The sequence below is a fragment of the Glycocaulis abyssi genome, from assembly GCF_041429775.1.
Taxonomy (GTDB): domain Bacteria; phylum Pseudomonadota; class Alphaproteobacteria; order Caulobacterales; family Maricaulaceae; genus Glycocaulis; species Glycocaulis abyssi.
The window spans coordinates 1,856,695-1,871,966 of the sequence record NZ_CP163421.1; the positions used below are offsets into that span (position 1 = coordinate 1,856,695).

Sequence of the window (15,272 nt, forward strand, 5' to 3'; positions counted from 1 at the left end):
TGTTGCATATATGTTCTCATGGTGAAGCTGACCCGAGACGATACCGCCTACGCCCCGCCGGAGGAGACCGCCCCCGGCGGCGTCGCCGATATGGGCCAGGCGGAGTTTGTGCGCGATGTGGTGCCGGCCGGCATTCATGATGCGCTGAAACTGCCTGCCAACTGGACCCCGCACCGCCCGGACCGGCCCGACAAGTCCGAGGGCGGGCGCACCTTCCAGATGGTCAGCGATTTCGAGCCCTCCGGCGACCAGCCAACCGCCATTGCCGAGCTGGTGGAGGGTTTGAGCCAGAACGAGCGTGATCAGGTGCTCCTCGGCGTAACGGGTTCCGGCAAGACCTTCACCATGGCCAAGATCATCGAGGCGACGCAGCGCCCGGCTTTGATCCTGGCGCCCAACAAGACGCTCGCCGCGCAGCTTTACGGGGAGTTCAAGAGCTTCTTCCCCCACAATGCGGTGGAGTATTTCGTCTCCTATTATGACTACTACCAGCCGGAAGCCTATGTGCCGCGCACCGACACCTATATCGAGAAGGAATCCTCGATAAACGAGGCCATCGACCGGATGCGCCACGCCGCGACGCGGGCGATCCTGGAGCGCGATGACGTGATCATCGTGGCGTCGGTCTCCTGCATTTACGGCATCGGCTCGGTGGAGACCTACACCGCCATGGTGTTCGACCTGAAGGTGGGCGATGTATCCGATCCGCGCGAGATCATGCGCCAGCTCACGAGCCTGCAATACACGCGCAATGACGCCGCCTTCACGCGCGGCACGTTCCGGGTGCGCGGCGATGTGCTGGAGATCTTCCCCGCCCACTATGATGCGCGGGCCTGGCGGGTCAGCTTCTTTGGCGACGAGATCGAGAGCATTGCCGAGTTCGACACCCTCACCGGCAAGGCGGTGGCGGCGCTGGAGAAGGTGCGCGTCTACGCCAACTCCCACTATGTCACCCCGCGCCCGACGCTCAATCAGGCGATCACCCATATCAAGGCGGAGCTGGCCGAGCGGCTGGAATGGATGGAGGCCAATAACAAGCTGCTCGAAGCCCAGCGCCTCGCCCAGCGCGTGCAGTTCGATATCGAGATGCTCGAAGCCACAGGCAGCTGCAACGGCATCGAGAATTATTCGCGCTACCTGACGGGCCGCAAGCCCGGCGAGCCGCCGCCCACCCTCTTTGAATACATCCCGGAGAACGCCCTCGTCTTCACCGATGAGAGCCATGTGACGATCCCGCAGCTCGGCGCGATGTACAAGGGCGACTTCAGCCGCAAGCGCACGCTCGCCGAGCACGGCTTCCGCCTGCCCTCCTGCATGGATAACCGCCCCCTCAAATTCGAGGAATGGGAGGCGATGCGCCCGCAGACCATCCACGTCTCGGCGACGCCCGGCAGCTGGGAGCTGGACAAGACCGGCGGCGTCTTCACCGAGCAGGTGATCCGCCCCACCGGCCTCATCGACCCGCCCGTGGAGGTGCGCCCCGTCGCCAGGGAAGGCTTCAGCCAGGTTGATGACATTATCGATGAGGCCCGCAAAACGGCCGCTGCCGGGTATCGCACCCTCATCACCACGCTTACAAAACGCATGGCCGAAGACCTCACCGAATACATGCACGAGCAGGGCCTGAAAGTGCGCTACATGCACTCTGATGTGGACACGGTGGAGCGCATCGAGCTGATCCGGGATTTGCGCCTTGGCGTCTATGACGTGCTGGTGGGCATCAACCTGCTCCGCGAGGGGCTGGACATCCCGGAATGTGGCCTCGTGGGCATTCTCGATGCCGACAAGGAGGGCTTCCTGCGCTCCGAGACGAGCCTGGTACAGACCATTGGCCGCGCGGCGCGGAATGCCGATGCGCGCGTCATCCTCTATGCGGACAGCGTGACCGGCTCCATGCAGCGCGCGATGGATGAAACCAGCCGCCGCCGCGACAAGCAGATCGCCCATAATGAGGCGCACGGCATCACCCCGCGCACGATTGTGCGCGGCATTTCCGATGTGCTCGAAGGCGTGATGGAGAAGACGGCGGCGGGCAGGGGCTCACGCAGCCGCCAGCGCTCGGCAGATCGCTTGACCGCCCGTGAGGAACAGGCAAAGTTCGAACCCAACAACCTCAAGGCGGTCATCGCCGACCTTGAAAAACGCATGCGCGAGGCCGCCGCCAATCTCGAATTCGAGGAAGCGGCAAGGCTAAGGGACGAGATCAAGGCGCTGGGGGAGTAGGGGATGGACACCGCTGCTAAAATTTATTCGCCAGCCTGCAATTTGGCAGGCCGCAAAATAATCGGAAATATAACCAAGAATACATGGACCGTAAAGGAAAAAACTCCAGCAGAAAGAGGAGAATACTGGCGGCACTTTTTCTGTTCAGTATATCGCTGAGAATGAAAATGGTGACCGTCACTTTGTAAAAGCAACTGACTTGACACTCCTCCAGATAGCGGACGGAGACTCGGCTTTTGAGAGAACTAGAAAGGCGTTTACAGAGCAAGGTTTTGAGAGGGATATACTCTTTCTATGTAAAGACAAAAAATTGGATAAAATCGTAATAGCGCATGACTATGGAGAAATGGAGACATCCGAACGAGGCGTTAGTGAATACGTTTTTTATACAATATTCGAGCTCGCAAACCACGACGTTAGATCAGCGCTCCTATCGGGACGTCGTGGAGACTTAGCTTGGGTGTGCCAGACGGCGCACGACATGGCGGTCGGCGTGTCACAGCTGCACACACAGGAAATTGCCCACAACGATCTTAGGCCCTCAAACGTTTTGTGCTTTTCCGACACTCAAAAAATTGCTGATCTCGGACGCGCGACCTCAGCAAACCACGCCGGCCCGTGGGACCCGCTTATGCATCCGGGAGCCCGCGCGTACCGTCCGCCAGAGTGCTGGGGTTATGGCTACATTCAACCGAGACAGTACGGTCGAGTAACGTTCGATGCACGTGCTCAATCGGACCTATTTCTTCTCGGCGCAATGATGTTGTTTTTGGTTTCAGAGATATCCTACACTCAAAAACTTCGGATATGTTTGCGACCTGAGTATGACCCAGGAAATAATGGCAGGGTCTCATTCGTTGATGCCCTACCACACATAAACGTAGCTCATGCGAAGGCGTTAAGTGATGTAAAATCTGAAATAGAAAGCGCTTTCGATGCAAAGTATTCAGTTGTTTACGATGAATATATTGAACTTTGCAAAATGCTCGTTGATCCTGATCCGAGTGTTAGAGGAGATCCACGGATGCAGCAGATCGGGGCACCAAGAAGTTCTTTGCAGAGGATAATTTCGAGACTAGATTATCTAGGAAAAAAGGCGTCGCTAATTGCAAGAAAGTAAGAACAGAGACCGAAGGGTTTTACCGCGATGGCAGAACGCGCTGCAGATGCATCAAGATTCAATTATAGAGTATAGGGATGAGATAGTTAAAGTCTCGCCGAATCCAGAGTCGGTTGCGCTATACCATGTCTGGCAGAGCCACCCGTCACTTGCGAACGCTTTGCGTACGCTTGACCATATAGAAGTTGGTGGAAGCGTCGATTTATATGTCGGTCCACTAAAGCAGATAATGAATTCGCCTGAAGCGAGCAAGCCTTCTAGACAGCTGGCGCATGATATTTTTCATAAAAAGAGATCAATTCTGGATTGGAATAACAATCTAGTAGAATACAACATAAAGGCACTTAAAAATCTTATACAGGAAAGCCCCAGGTCACCGCTATTTTATATAGAAAAAGCTAGAAACCATTATTTACTCGGGCAAGATTCTAGCGCGAAAGCAGATTTACAAGTTGCCTTAGGGTTGGCGCCATATAGCAGGCAAATTCTGCGCCCCTTCACTCGATTCGCAGCGCACCACAGTGAAGACCTGATGGAGGAGGCGCTACACCGTCTCAGGCACGCCCCTACTCTAAGATTCGACCCATGGTTGATGTCTGCCGAGATATCTCTTTCGAGTCGGTTGGGAGTTGCACCCGAAATGACAGGTGCGGCGCGAAAGATGGCTGACTCCCGTGAAATTTCGGCGAGGAGCCTCACCGAGCTACGTGCCGCAGTTGGCACTTTTGATCTCGTTGACAAACAAAAGCGAAAGGGAAAGCGCTACCTTCGTAGTTCCATTGTTGGCGCAAATGGGAACTCCATATCCCAGTATGCATGGGCCTACCAAAACGGATTAATTATACCAGATGAAGACGGCATTGTTGAAAACTTCTCGCGCGATCACGAGGCGTCATTTTATCTCGCTGTCCGAGAGAAGCGCTGGAACGATGCGCTTTCTTGCTTGAAGGAGTGGCGCAGTTTTGAACCCACGTCAAATTATATAGCAAGCACAGGATCATATATAGCATCTTCAATTTGCGGCAATTATACAGCTGGCTTAGAGTTTTGTGAGCATTACCTACAATACTATCCGGATGATAAGGGCATACTAAACAATAAAGTTGTAGCTCTTTGCCATCTTGGACGTGTAGAAGAAGCTAAACCACTCTTCATCCGATCACAATACCACTCTGATATTCAAAGAGAAAATATTATTTCAATGGCAACAGCAGGATTGATACATTATCGCGCGGGGAATCCTGAGTTGGGAGGGGAGATGTATAAAAAATCGGTGGATTCCGCAATTAAACAAAAGCAAAAAATGCAAGCAGTTAGGGCAAGCATACATTGGCTTTATGAGGAAACACGCGCTTGCGGAGTTATGCTTTCTTATCTCAATGAAACGCTGGATAAGATAGATAAGAAAATAAATAAATTAGTTTCAGTTAAAGGGGATAACGACTTCATTATCGATATATGGAACGCGTATAAAGAAAGGATGCTTGATGGCGCTACTTATACAGAGCGCGGGCGCCCTTCAAAGCAAATTCAAAACTTATCCAACTTGATACAAAGCCTTGATTAAGCCCGCTCACCCCACCTTCCGGTAAATCCCGTCAATCCGCACGTCGCCGTCCAGAATGTCGAGATAGGTTCGTATGACCTGTTCGAGCTGGTCAAGCGTTTCTATCGAGCAGAAGCCTTCCGGGTCGCGAATGATGCCGGCCTCGGCCAAAGCCTCCTCGGTCAGCACATGGCAATCGGGCTGGTGATAGGTGGTCATGTCCTCATAGATGAAGACAATGCCATAGCCGATCCCGTCCTCGCGCGGCCACTGGCCGATATAGATATCGCCCGACAGGCGGCGCAGCCTGGCATTCTGGTGCGGGAAGTTGGGCGCGTCGGAGGTATAGCGCCGCGAAAAGAAGCCGTAATCGATACGGCCCTGCCACGTTACCCCGCCCCATTCCACGCCCTCTGTATCGAACGGCGTATGGGTGTACTCGCCCGGCGGCATGGCGCGCCTGGCATCGCGCGCGCCGATCAGCTCCACCTCGCTGGTAAAGCACCCGGCCAGCATCAAAGCTGGCGCGAGGAGGAGGAGCCGGGCGAGCCTCCTCATACCGGCGCGCAGGCCGCTTTCAGCCAGGCATGCACCTCTGCCTCGTCCGCCACCAGCGGGCCGACTTTCTCCAGCACGTCGGCGTGATAGGCATTGAGCCAGTCACGCTCCTCTGCGCTCATCAGGTCCACATCCACCAGAGCGGTGTGGATGGGCGCGAAGGTGAGCGTTTCAAAGCCCATCATCGGCCGCTCGCCGCCGGGCAGATCCTCCGGCGGGGTGACGACCTGCAGCGTCTCGATGCGGATGCCCCACTTGCCGGTATTATAAAAGCCCGGCTCGTTACTGAAGATCATCCCCGGTTTCAGCGCGATCGTGTTGGGCGCCTTGGCGATGCGGCCCGGCCCTTCGTGTACGGAGAGATAGCTGCCGACCCCGTGGCCGGTGCCATGATCATAATCCATTCCCGCCATCCATAAGGGCTGGCGCGCGAGGGCATCGAGCTGTGATCCGGTGGTACCTTCGGGGAAGCGGATGCGCGCCAGCGCGATATGCCCCTTTAGCACCAGGGTGAAGGCGCGGCGCATGGCGGCGTCCGCCTCGCCGATGGGCACGGTGCGGGTGATGTCGGTGGTACCGTCCGGGTACTGACCACCGGAGTCGACCAGATAGAGCGTGCCGCGCTCCAGCTTGCGCACCGAGTCGGTGCTGACGCGATAGTGCGGCAGCGCGCCGTTCGGCCCGGCGCCGGAAATCGTCTCAAAGCTGATATCGCGAAACTCGGGGAGCGCCCGGCGGAAGATTTCCAGCTTCACCGCCGCGCTGATCTCGTCCTCATGGCCGGACTGTCCTTCGGTATCCAGCCAGTGGAGGAAGCGCACCATGGCCGCGCCATCGCGGATATGGGCCTGGCGTGCGCCCTCCACCTCGACCGCGTTCTTGATCGCGCGCGGCAGGGCCACCGGATCGGCGCCGCGCTTGATGATCGCGCCGGCTTTTTCAAGCTGGCTGAAGACATGGGCGCTGGTGATGGCCGGGTCCACGAGCACGGTTTTTCCGGCGAGCGCGGCGAGCGCGGAATCGAAGCTGTCTTCAGATTCGATGGATACTTTGTTGCCGCCCACAGGATAGAGCTCAGAAACCCCTTTTTCGGGGTCGAAATACCCCGAAATCGACCCGTCCGCACCTAAGATTGCCCGTCCCAGACCTATCGGGGCGCAAGCGACGTCTCCGCCGCGCAAATTGAGGATCCAGGCCACCGAAACCGGGTCTGACAGCACGGCCGCATCGGCGCCGGCCTCTTTAAGTGCCTGAGAAACCTCATCGAGTTTCTCCTCCACGCTGCGCCCGGCCAGGCTGACCGGGTGGGGATAGATTTTGGCTTTCGGGGCCGCGGGGCGGTTTTCCCAGATTCTATCCACCGGGTTCTCGTCAACTATCCGCATGTGGATACCCGCGCGTGAGGCCGCTGCCTCTATCCGCGCAATGGCGTCGGGGCTGTGCAGGCGGGCATCATAGCCGATTGTCTCGCCTTTACGGGCGTTTGCGGCGATCCAGCCCGCGATTCCGGGCTCCGGGAAACCCTCGAAGGCGAAGAGTTGTCCATCAACCTGGTCGCGCACCTGCAGGGTATAGCGCCCGTCGGTAAAGATGGCGGCCCTGTCCCGCATGACAATCGCCGCCCCGGCACTGCCCGTGAAGCCGGTTACCCATGCCAGACGGTCCGCGCTGGCGGGGACATATTCGTTGTTATACTCGTCCTCATGGGGCACGAGAAAGCCGTCAAGGCCAAGGCGCTCCAGCTCTTTTCGTAGCAGTGGCAAGGCTTTACGGCCATTGGCGGGGCCGCCCTTGGGGGTGAAGGTCTGGATGGTCTCGGGGGGGATAATTTGGGTCATGGGGGCAAGCTAATCCCCCTGCTGGCGGCGATCAATCGGGGCGTGCTGCGGGCCATCTATCCGGCGGGGCAATAATGGCGGCCGATTGGCGGGAACACTGATCTATCCCTCAAGAAATTGTCACACACATGCTGGCCTCAGCGCGGTATATCCAGCACTTGCCTGTTGTCGAGGACCCCGCCATGATCCGTTTTCTCAGCATTTTTGCCGCATTTTTGCTTCTGGTTTCGGTGGCTCACGCCGATCCGGGCGCCCGCTTTGCGCAAGATCACACCCGCGCGCCAGAGGCGAACCCCCATGCCGCGCTGGAGGCACAAGTCTCTGATATACTTGACAGGTTCGCTGCCACTCTGGAGCCCGAAGCGCTCGTCGCCCTCACCCCGGAGGCGGTCGCCAGCGCCCTGACGGAGGAAGAAAGAAATTATCTTTCAACGGCTTTCGTCCATTTCTCCATCGATCGCCCGGCCCGCATCTATCTCGCCTATGACGGCATGTATGGCGAGCGGCCTTTCTGGCTTGAGGAATTGGGCTTTGAACGGCGCGACGACATTGATTTCATTGTAGATTTGGAGGATCCGTACGAGCTCTGGCAGCGCGAGTACGAGGCCGGAGAGGTGCGCCTCGGCATCCCTTCCTTCTCCGGCGAGCTGAAGCCCTATATCGTATTCGCCGCGCCTCTGGGTGGCGGTGAAACTATTGAAATCACTCCGCTTGTTGACGGCACAGATGTGCAGATCGCCGCCGAGGGCGGTGAGCCTTTCCTCGACGATAATGACTATTTCAACGCCCTGCCCGCCGAACTCGACGGTCTTCCCGTCCTAAGGTCTTATGAAAGCTGGGAGTTTGTCTCCCGCATGGTCGGCTTCTTCCGCACCACCGACTACCCGTCATCAGCCACGCCCGACCACATCATCCAGACCTGGCAGGGTGATCCGCGCGAGGAGATCACCATCCAGTGGCGCACCAGCGCGGGCGCGGCCAGCGATCCGGTGCTCTGGTATGCACCTGAAAATGAAATGGAATCTGTCTCCTATGCGCGCGCCGAAACGGTGACGCTGCGCAGCCGCCAGATCGTCAATGACCCGGCTGTGGACTTCCACCGCGTGCGCCTGACCGGGCTGGAACCGGGCGGGCGATACGCGTTCGGCGTCAGTGCGAACGGCGGCGAAAACTGGAGCGAGGTGAGGCACTTCCACACCGCCGCCGAGCCGGGCGCGCAGAGCTGGCAGTTTGCCTATCTGGGTGATCCGCAGAACGGGCTGGATGAATGGGGTGATCTCATCCGCCAGGGCTATGAAAGATTTCCGGAAATCCGCTTCTGGATGATAGCGGGCGACCTGATCGACAAGGGTACCGAGCGCGATAACTGGGACCAGTTCTTCGAAGAAGGCTCGGCTGTTTTCGACCGTTCAGCCGTGGTCCCGGCCATTGGCAACCATGACAGCCATGGCGGCCACCCCACCCTTTATCTTCAACAGTTTGCCCTGCCCGATAACGGATCCGAGCATCTCGATCCCGGCCGCACCTATCACCTCACCTATCAGGACATGCTGATCGTGGTGATGGATTCCAACTATGATCTGATCGAGCCGGAAACACAGACCGAATGGCTGGACCGGGTGCTGGGGACAAGCGATGCGCGCTGGAAAGTGGTGATCTACCACCACCCCTTCTATGCCTCGCGCCCCGGCCGCGACAACCAGCCCTTGCGCGATGCCTGGGGCCCGATTTTCGACCGGCACAATGTCGATATCGCCTTCCAGGGCCACGACCACGCCTATATGCGCACCGTGCCCATGAGGGACCACCGCCCGGCAGAACCCGGAGAGCATGGCACGATCTATCTGGTCGCGGTGTCCGGCACCAAGATGTACGAGCAGGAATTGCGTGATTTCGTGGCCTTTGGCACCACGAATGAGCGCACCTATCAGATCATCGATATGGACTCAGCCGCCGGCACGCTCTCCTACCGCGCCATCAACGCCGATGGCGTGGAGATCGATGCCTTCGCGCTGGAAAAGGAATAGCCGGCCGGCACCTGTCGAAACGGTAATACTTTGCAGGCTTGCCCTCTGGCCGGGTTCGGCTAAACCGGCCCGCCCTGCTGATTATGGGCGAGCCTGGCCATGACCACACCTGCCATTGAAACTCGCGCCCTTGTCCGCCGCTTCGGAGAGAAGCGAGCGGTCGATGGCATTGATCTCGACGTGAAGCGCGGCGAGATTTTCGCCGTGCTTGGCCCTAATGGTGCGGGCAAGACCACGCTGGTGCGCATGCTGGCGACGCTGCTGAGGCCTTCGGGCGGCAGCGCGCGCGTGCTGGGCCACGATATCGAGCGCGAGGCGCGCGAGGTGCGCCGCAAGATCAGCCTGACCGGCCAGTTTGCCTCGGTCGATGAAGACCTCACCGGATATGAGAACCTGCTTTTGCTGTCGCGCCTGTCGGGCCTCAAAGGCAATGACGCAAGGGACCGGGCGTCGGGCCTGCTCGCCGCGTTTGATCTGGCCGAAGCTGCCAGCAAGCAGGCCAAGGACTATTCGGGCGGCATGCGGCGCAAGCTGGATATTGCGGCCAGCCTGATCCGCCGTCCGGAGCTATTGTTTCTGGACGAGCCGACTACCGGGCTTGATCCGCGCTCGCGCAATCAGGTCTGGGACATTGTGCGCGGGCTCGCGGCCAGCGGCACGACCATCCTCCTGACCACACAGTATCTGGAAGAAGCCGATCAGCTCGCGGACGAAATTGCGGTCGTGGACCATGGGCGCGTCATTGCGCGTGGCACCAGCGCGGAACTCAAAGCCAAAGTTGGCGGCGGTGTATTGCAGATCAATCTGGCCAGCGCAGAGCGGCGCGAGGAGGCATCCCGGCTGCTTGCCGACATGCTGGTGGGCGAGGTGCGCACGGACGGCAATGGCGTCTCCCTGAATGTGGATGTGGCCGACCCGGATGCGGGTCTGGCGGCGCTCGGCGCGCTGTCGGCGGCGGGCATAGCGCTGACCGGCTATGCCCTCAGCCAGCCGAGCCTTGATGAAGTGTTCTTCGCCCCGACCGGACGTCCGCCAGAACCGGAGAAAGAGGCAGAGACGGAGGCAGCACAATGAGTGAGACTGTGAAACCTCTTGAGCAGGCCGCCGAGAATGCCGTGCTGTCTGCGCCCGCCATTGCGGCGCGTCCGCCCCATGCGGTGTCGGTCAGCCTCACCTATGCGTGGCGGGCGCTGCTGAAGATCAAGCACATGCCCGAACAGCTTTTCGACGTGGTGGTCACCCCCATCATGTTCACGGTGATGTTCACCTATCTGTTCGGCGGCGCGCTGGCCGGTTCCACCGATGCCTATCTGCAATTCCTGCTGCCGGGCATTCTGGTGCAGACAATTGTCTTCACCTCGGTCTATACCGGCTTCACGCTCAATACCGACATTTCCAAGGGCGTGTTTGACCGCTTCCGTTCGCTGCCCGTCTGGTCGCCGGGACCGATTGCGGGCGCGATGCTGGCCGATGTTTTCCGCTTCACCGCGTCGGGCGTCATCGTCTTCATCATCGGCACGCTGATGGGCTACCGGCCCGAAGGCGGCTTCATCGCCGTCATTCCCGCGCTCGCACTGATGAATGCGTTTGCACTGGGCTTTGGCTGGATCTTCACCGCGCTGGCTCTGTCGGTGCGCACGCCCTCTACCGTTATGACGCTCGCCTGGCTGGTGCTGATGCCGCTGACCTTTGCCTCCAACATCTATGTCGACCCGGCAACCATGCCGGGCTGGCTGCAGGCGATCGTGTCGGTCAATCCGGTCTCGCTGCTGGTCACGGCCATACGCGACATCATGGCTGGCACACCGGATGCAGGCGCTATATTGCTGGCCCTGCTCGCCCCCGGCGTGATGGCAGCCATATTCGGCCCCCTCACCATGTGGCTCTACAGACGCGAGCGCTAGCGAAGGAACTCATTGCCATGTCCACACTCTGGCGTCTGCTTGCCATCGGCCCGGCTGCCCCCATGAAGGCCGCCGATGCGGCTCTGGGTGCCATGGAGGACGGGCCGATGCTGTCCTGGTCCTTTTTCGAGGATGGCGGCCCGGAAACCTGGCGGCTGGATGTGCTGTTTCCCGGCCAGATCAATGTGGATGGCTTTCTGGCTGAGCTGGGCCTCGCCCCCGGTGTAGCGGAGGTGCAGTTCGCGCCCCTGCCGGAAGAGGACTGGGTGCGCCTCTCGCTGGAGGGGTTGCCGGAAGTGACCGCCGGCCGGTTCGTCGTCTATGGGGAGCATGCGCGCCGGACGCTGGAGCCCGGCGAGCTGGGCATCGAGATCGAGGCTGGCCCGGCCTTTGGCACCGGCCATCACGGTACCACCAAGGGCTGCCTCATCGCATGTGACAGGCTGGAGCGCGAAGGTCTGAAAGTCGCCCGCGCGCTGGATCTGGGCTGCGGGACGGGCGCGCTCGCCATCGCGGCGACGCTGGTCTGGCCCAATGCCGACGTGCTGGCGACCGATATCGACCCCGAAGCCGTCACCGAGACGGAGATCAATACTGCCAAGAACGGTGTGGCCGACAGAATCCAGGCCATCACCGCAGACGGGTTTGACCATCCCGCCTTCGATGGCGCGGTGTTTGACCTGATCTTCGCCAATATCCTTGCCGGACCGCTGCAGGAGCTGGCGCGCGCGCTGGCTGAGCGGCTGGCACCGGACGGCCGGGCCGTGCTGTCCGGCCTGCTGGAAGAGCAGATTGGCGCGGTGGAGGCGGCTTACAGACAGGCCGGGCTGAAGACCGCCCACACCGACATTATCGATGAATGGGCGATCCTGACGCTGAAAGCGGGCTAGAGGATCACGCCTTCAGGATCAGCTCCAGACAGGCGTCGATATGCGCCTCGATCTGGCGGGCATCGATCGAGTTCTTGCCCGTGAGGATCTCGTATTCCGGGGCCAGCACGATCGGCAGTGAGAACGCGCCTGACAGCACGAACATCAGATGCGTCGGATCACCTGCCGCGATCAGCCCCTCGCCCTGCGCTGACACGATAAGGTCAATGATCTTGTCGTTGAGCGGTTTCTGATGCGTGGCGATCAGCCATTCCAGGCGCGTGGTGCGTTCCGCCCCCTCCTGCAGGAGCAGGCGCATATGCTCCGGATAGGCGGCCAGACTGGCGATATGGGCGCGGATGGCCGCCTTGTAGAAGGGCAGGCCGGTGAGGCCCTTCGTGCTTTCCATCTCGCCGTCCAGATGCGCGTTGACGCGCGCATAGAGCCGTTCAACCGCCGCTTCCCACACGCCCTGCTTGGACTTGAAATGATACATGATGAGCGGCACCGGCGCACCGCAGGCGCGCGCCACATCGCTGACCGAAGCGCCGGCAAAGCCGCGCTGGGCAAATAGCGGTATCGCCGCATCGAGGATGCGGCTCTGCGTCGCCTCTCTCTGGGCCTCGCGTTCATTGATCCGCGCCGGGCGGGTTTGCGTTTTCGTGCTCATGGGCAAAGGTTTAGAGCCATTGTGGCGGAAGGTCGATAGTGTGCGCTGGCAACACGCGCGGCCAGGACCTCACGCCTTCTCGACAAAGCTCGAAACCACCTTCTTCTCACCCGCCTTGTCAAAGGCCACCGTCAGCTTGGCGCCATCGGCCACGAGAATACGGCCATAGCCGAATTTCTGGTGGAAGACCCTGTCTCCACGCTTGAACCCGCCAGCGCCATTGTCCCCGCTCTCGATCAGCCTGGCCTTGCCTTCAATCACGCCGGGATCACGGCGCGAACCGCTCTCCTGGGCTGCCTTGAAGCGCTTCCAGCCGGGGCTGTCATAGGCGGAGCGGAACGGATCGGCAGGCTCTGACACGCCAGCAAAACCGGGGCCGGCATCGTAATATCCCGTCTCGGACTTGGCCTCGGCATGTTCGGGCGGCAGTTCATCGATAAAGCGCGAGGGCAGGACAGACTGCCAGCGCCCGAAGATCATCCGGTTGGCGGTGAAGGAGATGATCGCCCGCTCCCTCGCCCGGGTGATGCCCACATATGCCAGGCGGCGCTCTTCCTCGAGACTGGCCGTCCCGCCTTCATCGAGCGAGCGCTGGGAGGGAAACACCGTCTCCTCCCAGCCGGGCAGGAAGACCAGCGGAAACTCCAGCCCCTTGGCGGCATGAAGCGTCATTAGCGAGACCTCGTCGCCGGTTCCTGCCTGATCGAGATCGGCCACCAGAGAGACGTGTTCCAGATAGGCTTCCAGCGTGTCGAACTGGCCCATGGAGCGGACGAGCTCTTTCAGGTTATCCAGACGGCCTGCGGCCTGCGGGCTCTTGTCCTCGCGCCACATCGCCGTATAGCCGCTTTCATCGAGGATGACTTCAGCCAGTTCGTCATGGCGCATGGCGTCAAGCTGGCCGCGCCAGCGCTCCACATCGCGCAAAAATACCTGCAGGCCCGTGCGCGCCTTGCCGCGTATCTCGTCGGTCTGGACCATGAGCGCAGCCATCTCGCTCATCGAGACACCGGCAGAGCGGGCAGCCGAGGCGATCTTCTGCACGCTGGTCTCGCCAATCCCGCGCTTGGGGACATTCACGATCCGCTCGAACGCGAGATCATCTTCGGGCGAGCGCACAAGGCGCATATAGGCGTGGGCATCGCGTATCTCGGCGCGCTCGAAGAAGCGCGGCCCGCCAATGACCTTGTAGGGCAGGCCCAGCATGATGAAGCGGTCTTCAAACGCCCGCATCTGCCAGGAGGCGCGTACCAGAATGGCGATATCATTGTGCTGGTTACCGGCGCGAACGAACGCCTCGATCTCGTCGGCAACGAAGCGGGCTTCGGCCTCGCCATCCCACAGGCCCCTCACCTGCACTTTTTCGCCGGGATCATCCTCGGTCCACAGCGTCTTGCCGAGGCGCGCGCGGTTGGACTGGATGAGCCCGGAAGCCGCGCCCAGAATATGGCCCGTGGAGCGGTAATTGCGCTCCAGACGGATCACGGTCGCGCCGGGAAAGTCGGTCTCGAAGCGCAGGATGTTGTCCACCTCTGCGCCGCGCCAGCCATAGATGGACTGGTCGTCATCGCCCACACAGCACACATTGCCAGACCCGCGCGCGAGCAGGCGCAGCCAGAGATACTGGCACACATTCGTGTCCTGATACTCGTCGACCAGGAGATAGCGGAAGCGCCTGTGATAGAGCGCCAGCACATCGGCGTTCTCAGTGAAGATCGTCAGATTGTGCAGCAGCAGATCGCCGAAATCGCAGGCATTGAGGACTTTCAGGCGCTCCTGATAGAGCCGGTAAAGAACATCCGCCTTGCCGTCAGCAAACGTCCAGCGATCCTCTTCGCCGAGCTTCTCCGGGCGGATGCCCCGGTTCTTCCAGCCATCGATGAGGCTGGCGAGATGGCGCGGCGTCCAGCGTTTGTCGTCAATGCCTTCGGCCTGCAGGATCTGTTTGATAAGCCGCAGCTGGTCATCGGTGTCGAGGATGGTGAAGGAGGATTTCAGCCCCACCAGCTCGGCATGGCGGCGCAGTATCTGCGCGGCGATGGAGTGGAAAGTGCCAAGCCAGGGCAGGCCCTCCACCGCCTCGCCGATGATCGCGCCGACGCGCTCCTTCATCTCGCGCGCGGCCTTGTTGGTGAAGGTGACCGAGAGGATTTCCCACGGGTTCGCCCGGCCCGTGGCGAGGATATGGGCAAGCCTGGTGGTCAGGACGCGCGTCTTGCCCGTGCCGGCTCCTGCCAGCACCAGAACCGGGCCTTCGGTCGCTTCCACTGCGGCGCGCTGCTCAGCGTTCAAGCCTTTGAGATAGGCGGGCAGGCCGGTCTCTCCGCCTGAGGGCGGACGGGCAGAAGCCTGCTGGGACAAGGGGACAGAATTCATGGCGGCCTTGATGCTGAGCTGTCGATTCGCGGCGGGCGAACAAAACTAGCACGCCATGGGGCAATCGGCAGGGGCGAAGCTCGCGCTGATTACACCCCCGCGCGGTATTTTGACCCGGCTTGAAGCTTGCGGTTAGCGTGG

General features: G+C 60.2%; 11 protein-coding genes. 7 read left to right on the plus strand and 4 right to left on the minus strand.

Annotated elements, in window-relative coordinates:
- Positions 1 to 90: 90 nt before the first annotated feature.
- From uvrB to AB6B38_RS09055, 3 genes are all read left to right on the plus strand, one after another.
- A complete protein-coding gene (gene uvrB / locus AB6B38_RS09045; RefSeq protein WP_371395088.1) occupies positions 91 to 2,223 on the plus strand; it encodes an excinuclease ABC subunit UvrB in 2,133 nt (710 codons plus the stop codon).
- Positions 2,224 to 2,422: 199 nt separating this feature from the next.
- Positions 2,423 to 3,343: a hypothetical protein gene (locus AB6B38_RS09050; protein ID WP_371392530.1), complete on the plus strand. Its 921-nt coding sequence runs from the start codon at positions 2,423 to 2,425 to the stop codon at positions 3,341 to 3,343.
- 46 nt (positions 3,344 to 3,389) lie between these two features.
- Entirely contained in the window at positions 3,390 to 4,910 is a 1,521-nt protein-coding gene (locus AB6B38_RS09055; RefSeq protein ID WP_371392531.1) for a tetratricopeptide repeat protein, read from the plus strand.
- Positions 4,911 to 4,916: 6 nt separating this feature from the next.
- On the opposite strand, the gene AB6B38_RS09060 is transcribed toward AB6B38_RS09055, so the two are convergent.
- On the minus strand, positions 4,917 to 5,447 hold the full coding sequence (locus tag AB6B38_RS09060) for a hypothetical protein (protein ID WP_371392532.1): 531 nt from the start codon (positions 5,445 to 5,447) through the stop codon (positions 4,917 to 4,919).
- Positions 5,444 to 7,285: an aminopeptidase P family protein gene (locus AB6B38_RS09065; protein ID WP_371392533.1), complete on the minus strand. Its 1,842-nt coding sequence runs from the start codon at positions 7,283 to 7,285 to the stop codon at positions 5,444 to 5,446. Before AB6B38_RS09065 ends, AB6B38_RS09060 begins: the two co-directional genes overlap by 4 nt.
- A gap of 182 nt (positions 7,286 to 7,467) precedes the next feature.
- Between AB6B38_RS09065 and AB6B38_RS09070 the strand changes: the two genes are divergently transcribed.
- The 4 genes from AB6B38_RS09070 (at position 7,468) to AB6B38_RS09085 (ending at position 12,106) form a co-directional block, all read left to right on the plus strand.
- A complete protein-coding gene (locus tag AB6B38_RS09070; RefSeq protein ID WP_371392534.1) occupies positions 7,468 to 9,312 on the plus strand; it encodes a fibronectin type III domain-containing protein in 1,845 nt (614 codons plus the stop codon).
- Between the two features lie 99 nt (positions 9,313 to 9,411).
- Complete coding sequence (locus tag AB6B38_RS09075) at positions 9,412 to 10,386, plus strand: ATP-binding cassette domain-containing protein (protein ID WP_371392535.1); 975 nt, start codon at positions 9,412 to 9,414, stop codon at positions 10,384 to 10,386.
- Positions 10,383 to 11,216, plus strand: a complete 834-nt coding sequence (locus tag AB6B38_RS09080; RefSeq protein ID WP_371392536.1) for an ABC transporter permease — start codon at positions 10,383 to 10,385, stop codon at positions 11,214 to 11,216. The genes AB6B38_RS09075 and AB6B38_RS09080 overlap by 4 nt, the downstream gene beginning before the upstream one ends.
- A 17-nt stretch (positions 11,217 to 11,233) precedes the next feature.
- Positions 11,234 to 12,106 (plus strand): 50S ribosomal protein L11 methyltransferase, encoded by an 873-nt coding sequence (locus tag AB6B38_RS09085; RefSeq protein WP_371392537.1) that lies wholly within the window; start codon positions 11,234 to 11,236, stop codon positions 12,104 to 12,106.
- A gap of 4 nt (positions 12,107 to 12,110) precedes the next feature.
- On the opposite strand, the gene AB6B38_RS09090 is transcribed toward AB6B38_RS09085, so the two are convergent.
- Together AB6B38_RS09090 and AB6B38_RS09095 are read right to left on the minus strand one after the other, a co-directional pair.
- Positions 12,111 to 12,755: a TetR/AcrR family transcriptional regulator gene (locus tag AB6B38_RS09090; protein WP_371392538.1), complete on the minus strand. Its 645-nt coding sequence runs from the start codon at positions 12,753 to 12,755 to the stop codon at positions 12,111 to 12,113.
- Positions 12,756 to 12,824: 69 nt separating this feature from the next.
- A complete protein-coding gene (locus AB6B38_RS09095; protein WP_371392539.1) occupies positions 12,825 to 15,131 on the minus strand; it encodes an ATP-dependent helicase in 2,307 nt (768 codons plus the stop codon).
- Between the last annotated feature and the right edge of the window lie 141 nt (positions 15,132 to 15,272).

What these genes read in the sequence shown, in the direction of transcription:
- uvrB (WP_371395088.1), top strand. Translation starts at nt 91, where the DNA reads ATGGGCCAGGCGGAGTTTGTGCGCGATGTGGTGCCGGCCGGCATTCAT.
- AB6B38_RS09055 (WP_371392531.1), top strand. Translation starts at nt 3,390, where the DNA reads ATGCATCAAGATTCAATTATAGAGTATAGGGATGAGATAGTTAAAGTC.
- AB6B38_RS09060 (WP_371392532.1), bottom strand. Translation starts at nt 5,447, where the DNA reads ATGAGGAGGCTCGCCCGGCTCCTCCTCCTCGCGCCAGCTTTGATGCTG.
- AB6B38_RS09065 (WP_371392533.1), bottom strand. Translation starts at nt 7,285, where the DNA reads ATGACCCAAATTATCCCCCCCGAGACCATCCAGACCTTCACCCCCAAG.
- AB6B38_RS09070 (WP_371392534.1), top strand. Translation starts at nt 7,468, where the DNA reads ATGATCCGTTTTCTCAGCATTTTTGCCGCATTTTTGCTTCTGGTTTCG.
- AB6B38_RS09075 (WP_371392535.1), top strand. Translation starts at nt 9,412, where the DNA reads ATGACCACACCTGCCATTGAAACTCGCGCCCTTGTCCGCCGCTTCGGA.
- AB6B38_RS09080 (WP_371392536.1), top strand. Translation starts at nt 10,383, where the DNA reads ATGAGTGAGACTGTGAAACCTCTTGAGCAGGCCGCCGAGAATGCCGTG.
- AB6B38_RS09085 (WP_371392537.1), top strand. Translation starts at nt 11,234, where the DNA reads ATGTCCACACTCTGGCGTCTGCTTGCCATCGGCCCGGCTGCCCCCATG.
- AB6B38_RS09090 (WP_371392538.1), bottom strand. Translation starts at nt 12,755, where the DNA reads ATGAGCACGAAAACGCAAACCCGCCCGGCGCGGATCAATGAACGCGAG.
- AB6B38_RS09095 (WP_371392539.1), bottom strand. Translation starts at nt 15,131, where the DNA reads ATGAATTCTGTCCCCTTGTCCCAGCAGGCTTCTGCCCGTCCGCCCTCA.